Source organism: Pseudomonas sp. Cab53, assembly GCF_018325965.1.
Taxonomy (GTDB): Bacteria; Pseudomonadota; Gammaproteobacteria; order Pseudomonadales; family Pseudomonadaceae; genus Aquipseudomonas; species Aquipseudomonas chlororaphis_E.
The window spans coordinates 58826-71903 of record NZ_AP021902.1; the positions used below are offsets into that span (position 1 = coordinate 58826).

Sequence of the window (13078 nt, forward strand, 5' to 3'; positions counted from 1 at the left end):
TGTCCAGTCAGTAGGATTGGACTGTCAGTCGCCAGGAAGCCGTTTATGCGTGGTCTGTTATTCGCCCTTTTCTTGCTCGGCGCCTTGCCTGCAGTTGCCCTGGACCGGTTTCAGGTCGAGGGCTACGCCTTGCCCAACGGGATGCAACTGGTGCTCAAGCCGGGCAGCGAGCGCGGGCATGTGGCCATTCGCCTGGTGGTCGGCGTAGGCCTGGATGACTTCAGCTGCGCCGATAAGGAACTGCCGCACCTGCTTGAGCATTTATTGTTCAGCGGCGTCGACGAAACGGGCGAAGGCGGCCTGGAGGAACGCATGCAGAGCCTGGGCGGCGAATGGAACGCCTTCACCAGCAACGCCGACACCACGTTCGTCATCGAGGCGCCGGCCAGCAACCAGCGCAAGGTCCTGGACCTGCTGATGGCGTTGCTGACCCGCACCCGCATCGACGAAAAAGCCCTGGAGGCGGCCAAGCGCGTGGTGGAGCGAGAGGACGGCGGCCATTACACCCACCTGCAACGCTGGCTCGACCGCCAGGACCTGGGACACAAGGCCAGTAACCAACTGGCAGTGGAATTGGGCCTGCGCTGCGCAGAACGGGCCGAGGTCGAACACCTGACCCTCGCCCGCCTCGAGCACGTGCGCAAGGCCTGGTATGCACCGAACAACATGACGCTGATCGTGGTCGGCGACCTCGATCGGCTGCTGCCGGCCTACCTGGAGCGCACCTTCGGCCAACTTGAACCGGTCGAACCCAGCCAACACGAGCCGCTGCCGCAGATCCGCTACAGTGCGGTCACCAAGCGCAACCTGATCCACGGCCTGGTCGGCAACGGCGCCAAGCTTCACTGGCTGTTCCCCGAGCCGGTGCTGGACGAGCAGCACGACGAAACCTTCGACCTGCTCAAGGATTACCTGGACTGGGCGCTCTATCGCCAACTGCGCCTGGCCCGCAGCCTGTCTTACGGGCCGTGGACGGAGCGCGAGGTGTTCGGCGGCGTCGGTTTCTTCAGCTTGAACGCGGACCTGGCCCGCGAGGACCTGCCCCAGGCCGAGGAAGCGCTCGAAGAACTGCGCCAGAACCTGCTCAAGGACGGCCTGGACCCCGCCAGTTTCATGCGCATCAAGCGTGCGGCCATCGCGCATCAGTCCTGGGCGGTCCAGGGCAACAGCGCCCTGGCCGATTACTACTGGGGCGCCCTGGGCGACTACGAGGACGGCCGCTTCGCCAACCCGGCGCTGCGCTTGCAGTCGGTGAGCCTGGACCAGGCCAACCTGGCCCTGCGCGAACTGCTCAAGGACCCCGGCTACCTGCGCATCGAGAAGCCGTTGCTCAGCGATGATGAGTTCGTGTGGGGCGTGGGCGCGCTGCTGGCGGTGTTGGTGCTGGGGCTGGTGGCGTGGCGATTGCGCCGCCGGGCTTGAAACTGTTTCCAATGCCACGCGGGTCAGATGAAAGGCTGGCGACGCACACCATGATCCTCGCCACACCGCCCCCTGGACGATACTCTGTCAGGGATATTTCCTACGACTTACTGTGAAACCGCCTAATGCAAAGCCTGCCTCGTTTTATCCAGCGCATCCTTGAACTGATGAAGCGCTACCCAGGGGTCATTGCGCTCGGCGGTTTCATCTCCGGCGTCGGCAGTTTCATGCTGGTGGACCGCCAGCAGGGCCTGGCCACCTGGATCGCGGTCATGATGCTGGTGAGCTGGCTCTGGCTGATGGTGGAGAACAGCATGACCCGGCTGTTCACGCGGATTTTCAAGCGGGAAATCCCCCAGCCGCTGTTGCGCTACGCCACGCAGATGATTCACCAGGAAAGCCTGTTTTTCGTCCTGCCGTTTTTCTTCATCACCACCACCTGGAACAGCAGCCAGCTGATTTTCACCAGCCTGCTGGCGGCGGCGGCGCTGATTTCGATCACCGATCCGCTGTACTACAAATGGCTGGCACCCCGGCGCTGGGCGTTCCTGGCGTTGCACACCCTGACGCTGTTCGCCGCCCTCCTCACCGCGTTGCCGGTCATCCTGCACCTGACCACCGACCAGAGCTTCAAGCTGGCGCTGGGCATTGCCATGCTGTTGTCATTCCCCAGCCTGGCGTCGATCTTTCCGATCCGCACGGTGCGCAACGCCTTGGCGATCCTGTGCATCACCCTAGGCATCGGCGCTGCCGGCTGGATGCTGCGCTCCTGGGTGCCGCCGGCCACGTTGTGGATGACCGAAGTGGCGATCAGTACCCAGGTGGAGGATCGCACCCCCGGCGCCAGCCTCAAGGAAGTCAGTGCGGAACAGATTCGTGGCAACGGCCTGTACGCCTACACCGCCATCAATGCGCCGCGAGGCCTCGATGAGCGGATCTATCACGTCTGGCAGTTCAACGGCAAAGAGGTGGATCGCATCGCCCTGGACATCCACGGCGGGCGCAAGGAAGGCTACCGTGCCTGGACCCACAAGCAGAATTTCCCGGACAACCCGGCGGGCAAGTGGCAAGTGCGGGTGCTGACGGAGAATGGGCAGATGATTGGGGTGCTGCGGTTCAATGTGACGGGGCCGGCAGGTGGTTGAACATCGTGGCGAGGGAGCAAGCTCCCTCGCCACGATGAATTTCACCGGACTTGCGCGCTGGCCTCAGCCAAAGAACCAGTAGCAGACCCCGATCGCCGACAAGACCCCGGCCAGCTCCGCCAGCAGCGCGCAACCCACCGCATGGCGCGCCCGCTGGATGCCGACCGCGCCGAAATACACCGCCAGCACGTAGAACGTGGTCTCGGTGCTGCCCTGGATAGTCGCCGCCACCAGCGCCGGGAAGCTGTCCACCCCTGAGGTCTTCATGGTTTCGATCAGCATCGCCCGGGCGGCGCTGCCGGAGAACGGCTTGACCATGGCGGTCGGCAGGGCATCGACGAAACGCGTGTCCCAGCCGGCCCATTGCACCAGATGGCGAATGCCGTCCAGGCCGAAATCCAGCGCCCCGGATGCCCGCAGCACGCCGACCGCGCAAAGCATCGCCACCAGGTACGGCAGCAGGTTCTTGGCGACGTCGAAGCCCTCCTTCGCCCCTTCGACGAAGGCCTCATAGACCTTGACCTTGCGCAGCGCCCCCACCACCAGGAACAGGATGATCAGGCCGAACAGCGTCAGGTTGCCGAGGATCGACGACAAGCCCGCCAGCGCGGTGGCCGACAACGTGGCCAGCAGCGCCATGAAGCCGCCAAGGGCCAGTGCCCCCGGCACCAGGTAAGCCAGCACCACCGGATCCCACAGGCGCAGGCGCTGCATGAATGCCACCGACAACAGCCCCGTGAGGGTCGAGCCCGTGGTGGCGATCAGAATGGGCAAGAACACCAGGGTTGGGTCCGGCGCGCCTTGCTGGGCGCGGTACATGAAGATGGTCACCGGCAGCAGTGTCAGCGACGAGGCGTTGAGCACCAGGAACAGGATCTGGGCGTTGCTGGCGATGGTCGGGCTGGGATTGAGGTCTTGCAGGGCGCGCATGGCCTTGAGGCCGATGGGGGTGGCGGCGTTGTCGAGGCCCAGGCCGTTGGCGGCGAAGTTGAGGGTGATCAGGCCGATGGCGGGATGGCCGGCCGGTACTTCCGGCATCAGGCGCAAGAACAGCGGCCCCAGGGCCTTGGCCAGCCAGTCGACGATGCCGGCCTTTTCGGCGATCCGCAGGAACCCCAGCCACAGCGTCAGGGTGCCGAACAGCAGGACCATCACCTCCACCGACAGCTTGGCCATGGCGAAAATGCTTTCCACCATCGCGGCGAAGATCCCGGCGTTGCCGCCGATCAGCCACTGTCCCAGCGCCGACACGGCTGCCACGATAAAGAAGCCAAGCCACAGGCCATTGAGCATCGGTTAATCCCCTCGGAAGATGCCGCGAATGATAGCGGGGCTGGCAGAAACGACAAACCCCGGAGTGCTCCGGGGTTTGTGTTAATGGCTTTGACCTGGCATGCCCTCAGCGGCTGGAGGTTTCACCCGCCGGCAGCGGCTCTTTACTGCGCCAGTGCGGCAGGGAGTTCCAGTAGCGCTGGCCCTTGGCGTCGTCGTACATGCCTTCCCAACGGGCGATCACCAACACGGCCAAGGCGTTGCCGATGACGTTCAGCGCGGTGCGGGCCATGTCCATGATGCGGTCGACACCGGCGATGAAGGCCAGGCCTTCGAGCGGAATGCCCACGCTGCCCAGGGTCGCCAGCAGCACCACGAAGGACACGCCCGGCACGCCGGCGATGCCTTTGGAGGTCACCATCAAGGTCAGCACCAGCAGCAATTGCTGGCTGATGGACAAGTCGATGCCGTACAGCTGCGCGATGAAGATCGCCGCGATGCTCTGGTACAGCGTCGAACCGTCAAGGTTGAACGAATAGCCGGTTGGCACCACGAAGCTGCAGATTGCCTTCGGCGCGCCGTAGGCTTCCATTTTTTCGATCACGCGTGGCAGCACGGTTTCGGAACTGGCGGTGGAGTAGGCCAGCACCAGTTCGTCCTTGAAGATGCGCATCAGCTTGAGCACCGAGAAGCCGAACAGGCGGGCGATCAGGCCCAGCACCACGAAGGCGAAGAACGCGATGGCGACGTAAACCAGGATCACCAGTTTCGCCAGCGGCAGCAGGGAAGCGAAGCCGAAGTTGGCGACGGTCACCGCGATCAGTGCGAAAACGCCGATCGGGGCGTAGTTCATGATCATGTGGGTGACCTTGAACATGCTTTCCGACACGCCCTGGAACATCTTCACCAGCGGCTCGCGCAGGTCCGATTGCAGGCTGGACAGGCCCAGGCCAAACAGCACGGAGAAGAAAATGATCGGCAGCATCTCGCCACGCGCCATGGCGGCAAAGATGTTCGATGGAATCAGGTTGAGAATGGTCTCGATGAGCGCGTGTTCATGCTGGACTTCCGCCGCCGTGGCCTGGTACTTGGAAATATCCACCGTCCCGAGGGTGCTCATGTCGATGCCATTGCCTGGCTGGAAGAAGTTGGCCAGCAGCAGGCCGACGACGATGGCGATGGTGGTGACGATTTCGAAGTAGATGATGGTCTTGAGGCCGATGCGCCCGAGTTTCTTCGCGTCACCGACCCCGGCAATGCCGACGATCAGCGAGGAAATCACGATCGGGATCACGATCATCTTGATCAGACGGATAAAGATATCGCCTGCCGGTTGCAGCACATTGCTGATCCACCAGGCCTTCTCGGCACTGAAATGGTTGAGCAGAGCGCCCAGTGCAATCCCGAGGACCAGACCGATGAGGATCTGCCAGGCGAGGCTTAGCTTTGCCTTCTTCATATCATTACCCTTACTTCAGTTGGACTCGGGCAGCGGCATGGACGATAAACATCCACGCATCTGCCCCCGTATAAGGTCACCCCGAGCGCGCTAGCGGCTTACTGGCAGGCGAAAAAAGGCGCAACTATTGCGATGCGGGATAGGCTCGTCTAATGCCGTAAACGCCTACCCTATGCCGAATCGGCATGAGATTTTCTAAACGAAACCCGCGTCCCAACCGGTTCGAGTAGGACATTTGTGCAGGCATAAGCGCCGTGAACCGGCCATTTCAGCGTAGCCGGGCTTCCGCCACAAGGCTTTCAGAACCGATGAGAGGACCTCGGCCAGACACGTGCTGCAAAAGAAAACTGCCGCCGCGCTTCTCCGATATACGGTCAAACGCGGGAAATGACGGGAGTGTCTGGAGACAATATGCCGCAGTCGCGGGCCAGTGACGGGACTCCACTCACCAGCCGCTCTGGCACAGGCATTTTGTAAAAATGAAGCCCTACGCAGGTTCGCCAAGTCGCCGGGACCTTGCGAACCTGCGTCGTAGCTTTTTCCTGACCCGGCCCTTTCGCAGGCACCCCTTGTGCCCGTAGGTCACTCCGACTCGATCAGCCAGAACGTCCCAGCCCCCTGGTCATGCATCGGCCCTCTTCGGGCTGTGCAGAAGGGAAAGGCAGGGTTGCCTTTCCCGTTTTCAGATTCAGTACCAGTTCGGATCTTTCTTGAGTTGTTCCATTAACAGTTTCTGCATACCTTCATCGGGCTTGCCGAGGAAACGGTAGTCGGCATGTCGGGTCGGCGACTTGTCGGCCGGCAGGCCGGCGGGCACTTCCACCAACATGGCGTAGGCTTCGTCCTTGTCAAAACTGAAGGCGACGATCAGGCGTTTGCTGCGACAGGTCGCCTGGGTCTCGCACAGGGGGCCGACCAGGTACTTGTCGCCGTCTTCCTCGACCGCGTTCATCTGCTCGGCATCGCCCGACAGGTTCATCACCCATTCCGGCAAGCGCTCTTCTTTCTTGACCACGTGCTGCCAGGTCTCGCGGTACTGCGGGTCGGCGGTCAGTAGTTCATTGGCGCGCATCTGCCCGTCGTTGGCAGCCATTGCCACGGCACTGCCGCCCAGCAACAGGGCGGCGGCCAGTCCTTTAAGGGAAACGCTCATGGTCAGCCTCGGCCGCGACGGCCAAAGAAGAAGGAAGCGATGAACATCACCAGGAATACGACAAAGAGAATCTTGGCGATGCCCGTGGCGGTGCCTGCGATACCACCGAAGCCCAGTACGGCGGCGATGATGGCAATGATCAGGAAGGTAATTGCCCAGCTCAACATGGTGATTCTCCTTACACTTTTCTATTTAGTTAGGGTCTGGCGGTTGATGGTTCCGGTGCGACAGACGACCGGTCCATCGGGGTTAAAACACCCAGCGCTCCTGACGGGGCAGGTCGGCCACAGGCTGGGCCTGGTCGACGTCCATCATGCGCATCGAAGCGGCTGCTTCTTTCATGCTCGTGCTGCTGACGGCGCTGAAATGGGTTTGGGGAGCACGATGAATCGACACATGTGGCGTTTCGGGCTGTTGGCTTTCTTGCCAAAGCAGCCACTGCTGACCGACGACGAGCGTGATCAGCAGCGCCAGCGCGGCCCACAAGCCCTGTTGGATATGCAGGGAAGTCATGCGAAACGAGGCGGCACTTTGACGATTCATCCTGAAATTCCTCCCAGCCGGGTGTCGTGATCGGGTTAAGGCGCTGGAACGCCATGTTGTTCGAGATACTGCAGACGTCATGCCAGAATTTTTAAACGAATAAATCCGTTTAAAATCAATAAGTTATGAAATGTAAAAAAGAGGCGAGAGGCGCATCCTGCACGATGGCCCTGGCGGGAGTCGTGCGTATTGCACGAACGGAAGAGGGGAAGCGTTAGATTCTTTTTGAATTGCCCATCGCAAACCGCTGTCGGAATGAGCGAGCCGAGCCCTTCGAAACCGGCGAAACGGAAAAAAACGGACTCAAATCAATCTTTTAGCCAACTGACGTCCACAGGGTCCCTCTCGGTGGGTAATATTCCCTCGGAAACGACCATGCAACTTGCCCGATTTTTCTGACACTAACCATCATCATTCATTAAGGAGCGTAGGAAAAATGGAATCCGCCACTGAGCACCAAGGCCGCATTCTGCTGGTAGACGACGAGTCTGCCATCCTGCGTACCTTCCGTTATTGCCTGGAAGACGAGGGCTACACCGTCGCCACCGCCAACAGTGCGGCCCAGGCCGATGCGCTGCTGCAACGCCAGGTGTTCGACCTCTGCTTCCTCGATCTGCGCCTGGGGGAGGACAACGGCCTGGATGTGTTGGCCCAGATGCGTATCCAGGCACCGTGGATGCGGGTGGTGATCGTCACGGCCCACTCGGCGGTCGACACGGCCGTGGACGCGATCCAGGCCGGGGCCGCCGATTACCTGGTCAAGCCCTGCAGCCCGGACCAACTGCGCCTGGCGACCGCCAAGCAGCTGGAAGTGCGCCAGTTGTCGGCCCGCCTCGAAGCCCTCGAAGGGGAGGTACGCAAGCCCAAGGACGGCCTCGACTCCCATAGCCCGGCGATGAAGGTCGTGCTGGAAACCGCTCGCCAGGTGGCCAGCACCGACGCCAACATCCTGATTCTCGGTGAATCCGGCACCGGTAAAGGCGAGCTGGCCCGGGCGATCCACGGTTGGAGCAAGCGCGCGAAGAAATCCTGCGTCACCATCAACTGCCCGTCCCTGACCGCCGAATTGATGGAAAGCGAGTTGTTCGGCCACAGCCGTGGGGCGTTCACCGGGGCCAGCGAAAGCACCCTGGGGCGAGTCAACCAGGCGGACGGTGGTACGCTGTTTCTCGACGAGATCGGCGATTTTCCCCTGACCTTGCAACCCAAGTTGTTGCGCTTCATCCAAGACAAGGAATACGAACGGGTTGGCGATCCGGTGACCCGTCGCGCCGATGTACGGATTCTGGCGGCCACCAACCTGAACCTTGAAGACATGGTGCGCGACGGGCGTTTCCGCGAAGACCTGCTCTATCGCCTGAACGTCATTACCTTGCACCTGCCGCCGCTGCGCGAGCGCGCCGAAGACATCCTGACCCTGGCCGATCGCTTCCTGGCGCGCTTCGTCAAGGAATATGCACGCCCGGCCCGAGGCTTCAGCGACGAAGCCCGCGAAGCGCTGCTTGGCTATCGCTGGCCTGGCAACATCCGCGAACTGCGCAACGTGGTCGAGCGCGCCAGCATCATCTGCCCACAGGAAAAAGTCGAAATCAGCCACCTGGGCATGGCCGAGCAACCGGTCAACAACGCCCCTCGCATCGGCGCGCCGCTCAGCCTCGATGAATTGGAAAAGGCGCACATCGGTGCCGTGCTGGCCACCGCCGACACCCTGGACCAAGCCGCGAAGACCCTGGGTATCGACGCCTCCACGCTGTACCGCAAACGCAAGCAGTACAACCTGTGAGCGACACCCTATGAAACTGGCGATGAAGCTGCGTACACGGCTGTTCCTCAGCATCTCGGCCCTGATTACGGTGGCGCTGCTGGGGTTGGTGCTGGGCCTGGTCAGCGTGATGCAGATGGCCCATACCCAGGAGCAATCGGTACGCAACAACTTCATCCTGCTGGACCTGGGGCTCAAGCTGCGCCAGACCCTGGGCGACCAGTTGATGATCATGCTCGACGACAAGCCCGACCTGGCCGCCCTGGAGGTGTCCAAGAAACAGTACCTGGCGTTGATCGACGAGGGCATCGCCCACGAGCGGAGCCTGGACGAGGTGCCGGACAACTTCAGCAAGGCCAAGGCCGACTACCTCGACTTCTACGAGGCGTTTACCGCCTCTCGCCAGCAACCGAACCCGCTTTCCGCCATTCAGGAACTCACCGATAAATTCAACGTGCTGCGCAACGGCCTGATCGAGAGTTATCGGCAGGCCCTGAACAACATCAGTGAAACCCAGACGCGTGCCCGCGAGCGGGCATTGTTGATCTCCGGGCTGCTGGGGCTGGTGGGGCTGGCGGTGTTGATAATCGGCTTCGTCACCGCCCACGGCATCGCCCGTCGTCTCGGGGCGCCCATCGAGGCGCTGGCCGCGGCCGCGGATGATATCGGCCAGGGCAATTTCGAAGTGACGCTGCCGACGTCTTCCGCCGCCGAGGTCAACCTGCTGACACGTCGCTTCGGCATCATGGCTCAGGCGTTGCGCGAACACCAGGCCACCAATGTCGATGAGTTGCTCGCCGGCCAGCAGCGCCTGCAAGCGGTGCTCGACAGCATCGATGACGGCCTGCTGATGATCGACCGGCAAGGTCGCCTGGAGCACCTCAACCCGGTCGCCCAGCGGCAACTGGGCTGGGATGAGGAGCGCCTGGGCCAGGGCCTGGGCGAAGCATTGGGTCGCCCGGACCTGGATGACGAGCTGCAATTGGTGCTGCGTGGCGGAACGCTGGAGCGTGCGCCCGAGGACCTGAGCATCGAAGTGGACGGCGAGTCGCGTGTACTGACCTACAGCCTCACGCCGGTGAGCCATACCCAAGGCCACATCCTCGGCGCGGTGATGGTGCTGCACGACGTCACCGAGCAGCGCGCCTTCGAGCGGGTCCGTAGCGAATTCGTGTTGCGCGCTTCCCATGAACTGCGCACGCCGGTGACTGGCATGCACATGGCCTTCGGCCTGTTGCAGGAGCGTCTGCATTTCCCTGCGGAGTCGCGCGAGGCCGACCTGCTCGACACGGTCACCGAAGAAATGCAGCGGCTGATGCAGCTCATCAATGACCTGCTGAATTTCTCCCGCTACCAGAACGGCCTGCAAAAGCTGACGCTGGCGCCGTGTTCCATCGAAGAGCTGCTGGAAGCGGCCCGGCTGCGGTTCGCCGAGCAGGCCAGTGCCAAGGGTATCGAACTGCTCGTGGCGATCCAGGGTCCGCTGCCGCGCCTGCATGCCGACGCCGCGCAGTTGGACCGGGTGCTGGATAACCTGATCGATAATGCCATGCGGCACACCGGCGACCATGGCCAGATTCGCTTGCAGGCCCGCCGTCACGGCGAGCGGGTGATTATCAGCGTCGAAGACAACGGTGAAGGCATTGCCTACGGCCAGCAGGGACGGATCTTCGAACCTTTCGTCCAGGTCGGACGCAAGAAGGGCGGTGCCGGCCTCGGCCTGGCGTTGTGCAAGGAAATCGTTCAGCTCCACGGCGGTCGCATGGGCGTTTACTCCAGACCGGGGCAGGGCACGCAGTTCTACATGGCGTTGACGGTCTGACGGGCTTCAGGCTTCGTCGTCCAGGCGCCGGCCGAGCAAGCGTCGCCCGCGGGTAATCAGCTCGATCAACTGCACCGCACTGAGTGCATGGGCAAACAGCCAACCCTGACCGAACTTCACGCCCTCGCTGCTCAAGTACGAGGCTTGGGCTTCGTGCTCGATGCCTTCGGCGATCACCTTAAGCTGCAACGCGTGGGCCATGCGGATGATGTGCGGGGCGACGCCGCTGCTGGCGGCATCGTGGCCCAAGGCATCGATGAAGGCTTTGTCGATTTTCAGGCAATCCACCGGCAAGGTTTGCAGGTACGCCAGGCTGCAATAGCCGGTGCCGAAGTCGTCGATCAGCACTTGATGCCCGTTGTCGCGTAACGACTGCAGGTTGTCCCGGGCCACCAGCACATCGATCAGCCCGCGCTCAGTCACCTCGAAGGCAATCTGCCGGGCCGAGACCCGGTGCAGCGCCAGCAGGCGGGCGATCACTTCGCCGATTCGCGGCACCATCACGTCGCAGGCCGCCAGGTTGACCGAGATGTACAACTGCGGATTGGCCCGCAGCAACTGGCCCAGCTGATCGAACAGCCGTTGCAGCACGAAATCGGTGATCTGGCGGATCTGCCCGGTGTCTTCGGCCATCGGGATAAACAAGTCCGGGCTGGTCAGGGTGCCATCCGGCCGGCGCCAGCGCAGCAGGGCTTCGGCGCCGACGCAATTGCGGCTGTTGAGGTCGAAGATGGGTTGGTACAACACCTGCAATTCACCGCGCCGTATTGCGCCGTGCAGCTCGGCGTCCATGGACTGTCGCTGGCGGGCCAGCAGCAAGACCTGGACGCCGATGCCCAGCCCTAGCAGCAGGCTGATAGGCAACATCCACCAGGCGTTGGATGGCATGTTGAAACCCTTGCGCGGGGCGATCAGCACCAACTGATATTCCGGGTTATCGGTCGGCATTCGGTAGATCAGCCGGGTTTGCGTCACTTGCAAGGCATTGCGGCCTTTCGGCGGCCAGGGCTCCGTGGGCGGCCAATGCTGGTTGGTGCCCAGCACCGGAATGGCCCGCTTGCCGTGATCCAGGACCACCAACAGGCTTCCGCCCGGCGGCAGATCGACCACATCGGTCAAATGCCCGCGAGAGGTGGCCACCCGAAAATTACCGCGCCCCAGCATCAGTGCCGCGCGGTCTTCGTCAGGTTCGGTGGTGGTGTTGAGCCAGTAGCTGTAGGTCGGACCGCGCAGGTCGGGCAGGCGGGTTACCGACAATCCGCTCTGGAGAGGCCGGTTCGAACACGCGCCGCTGCCGTCGACATACACCGCTTCATAAACGAAGCGGTAATTGAAGCTCACCTGCCGCAAGGTCGCGATCATGTCATCGCTACAGCCCCGCAGCGGCTGGTTCTGCAGGTCATCGAGGCCTTCACGCAATTGCCCGAAAAGTTGTTCCAGCCGTTGCAGGAAGCGCTCGCCCTGGGCGTTCATCTGGTCGCTTTCACGCTGCTGGATCTGTTGGACGACCACAAACAGACTCCCGGCCAGCAACAGCAGCGTACTCAGGGCAGCCGCCATCGTCGCCAAGAAAAGAGGGCGATGGAGCCAGCTCTGCAACGTTTCGCGGGCAGCCGTCATCATGGGTAATCCTAAAGGTCCCAATGAGTTATAGCTGCTGTTTGGGATTTGGCCCTGTTCGTCAGACGGGCGTCATTATTTTGTCTGGTTGAGCACCTGCAAGATCGCCGCGCTTTGCGCGTCGGGCACGCCATCGAAGCGGGTCGGCCGGTAGTGCATCTGGAACGCGGCCAGCACGTGGTGAGTGGCCACGTCCCATTCGCCGGTCTGGGGCGTCGGGTAGCCCAGGCGCGCCAATTCGGCCTGGAACCAGCTGGCGCTGGGCAGTTGTGCGGCGAAGACGACCTGTTGGCGCGCGACGGCCTGTTCGTCAGGCCAGAGGCCCAGGCCTGCCTGGGCCAGGCGCTTCCAAGGGAACAGCGGGCCCGGATCCAGCTTGCGCAGGGGCGCGATGTCGCTGTGGCCGATGATGGCGCGTGGGTTGATGCCATTGCGTTGGATGATGTCCTTGAGCAACACGATCAAGGCCTGCACCTGGGCTTCGCTGTAGGGGTACCACAGGCGACCGGTGGGGGTGTCGACATAACCAGGATTGACGATTTCGATGCCGATGGAGCTGGAGTTGAGCCAGGTGCGGCCTTCCCACTCGCTTTCCCCGGCATGCCAGGCCCGACGGTTTTCATCCACCAACTGATAGACGGTGGCGTTCTTATCGTCGCCGACCAGGTAGTGGGCGCTGACTTCGCCATGGGTCAGCAGGGCCAGGGAGCGTTCCAGGGAGGCCGAGGTGTAATGCACCACTACGAATTGGATGCGGCTGTCGTGATTGACCGATGGATGGCTGGTGTCGAGCCGAGGGCCGCTGGCGCAGCCGGCCAGGAGGAGCAGGGAAATGATGAACGGAGCGAATTTCATGGCAGGAGACGTTACACGTTGAAAT

11 protein-coding genes are annotated in these 13078 nt (G+C 62.3%); 4 read left to right on the forward strand and 7 right to left on the reverse strand.

Features of this window, described 5'->3' with window-relative positions; genetic code table 11:
* Nucleotides 1-45 precede the first annotated feature (45 nt).
* Both KI241_RS00280 and KI241_RS00285 read left to right on the forward strand, forming a co-directional pair.
* Nucleotides 46-1422 (forward strand): pitrilysin family protein, encoded by a 1377-nt coding sequence (locus KI241_RS00280; protein WP_047739344.1) that lies wholly within the window; start codon nt 46-48, stop codon nt 1420-1422.
* A gap of 125 nt (nt 1423-1547) precedes the next feature.
* Entirely contained in the window at nt 1548-2567 is a 1020-nt protein-coding gene (locus KI241_RS00285; protein WP_212803217.1) for a DUF5924 family protein, read from the forward strand.
* A gap of 63 nt (nt 2568-2630) precedes the next feature.
* Here the strand turns inward: KI241_RS00285 and KI241_RS00290 are convergent, their stop codons facing one another.
* The 5 genes from KI241_RS00290 to KI241_RS00310 form a co-directional block, all read right to left on the reverse strand.
* Nucleotides 2631-3860 (reverse strand): spore maturation protein, encoded by a 1230-nt coding sequence (locus tag KI241_RS00290; RefSeq protein ID WP_042728901.1) that lies wholly within the window; start codon nt 3858-3860, stop codon nt 2631-2633.
* 106 nt (nt 3861-3966) lie between these two features.
* On the reverse strand, nt 3967-5298 hold the full coding sequence (gltP, locus tag KI241_RS00295) for a glutamate/aspartate:proton symporter GltP (RefSeq protein ID WP_212803218.1): 1332 nt from the start codon (nt 5296-5298) through the stop codon (nt 3967-3969).
* A 688-nt stretch (nt 5299-5986) separates the two neighbouring features.
* The gene (locus tag KI241_RS00300) at nt 5987-6451 is read right to left on the reverse strand and encodes an inhibitor of vertebrate lysozyme family protein (protein ID WP_042728899.1); all 465 of its coding nucleotides are present in this window, start codon (nt 6449-6451) and stop codon (nt 5987-5989) included.
* A gap of 2 nt (nt 6452-6453) precedes the next feature.
* On the reverse strand, nt 6454-6618 hold the full coding sequence (locus KI241_RS00305; protein WP_003177151.1) for a DUF1328 domain-containing protein: 165 nt from the start codon (nt 6616-6618) through the stop codon (nt 6454-6456).
* Between the two features lie 82 nt (nt 6619-6700).
* The gene (locus tag KI241_RS00310) at nt 6701-6994 is read right to left on the reverse strand and encodes a hypothetical protein (protein ID WP_212803219.1); all 294 of its coding nucleotides are present in this window, start codon (nt 6992-6994) and stop codon (nt 6701-6703) included.
* Nucleotides 6995-7430: 436 nt separating this feature from the next.
* Between KI241_RS00310 and algB the strand changes: the two genes are divergently transcribed.
* Nucleotides 7431-8777: a sigma-54-dependent response regulator transcription factor AlgB gene (gene algB, locus KI241_RS00315; RefSeq protein WP_042728897.1), complete on the forward strand. Its 1347-nt coding sequence runs from the start codon at nt 7431-7433 to the stop codon at nt 8775-8777.
* 10 nt (nt 8778-8787) lie between these two features.
* Nucleotides 8788-10578 (forward strand): ATP-binding protein, encoded by a 1791-nt coding sequence (locus KI241_RS00320; protein WP_212803220.1) that lies wholly within the window; start codon nt 8788-8790, stop codon nt 10576-10578.
* 6 nt (nt 10579-10584) lie between these two features.
* On the opposite strand, the gene KI241_RS00325 is transcribed toward KI241_RS00320, so the two are convergent.
* On the reverse strand, nt 10585-12198 hold the full coding sequence (locus KI241_RS00325) for an EAL domain-containing protein (RefSeq protein WP_042728916.1): 1614 nt from the start codon (nt 12196-12198) through the stop codon (nt 10585-10587).
* Between the two features lie 75 nt (nt 12199-12273).
* Entirely contained in the window at nt 12274-13053 is a 780-nt protein-coding gene (locus KI241_RS00330) for an N-acetylmuramoyl-L-alanine amidase (RefSeq protein WP_042728895.1), read from the reverse strand.
* Nucleotides 13054-13078: the final 25 nt, after the last annotated feature.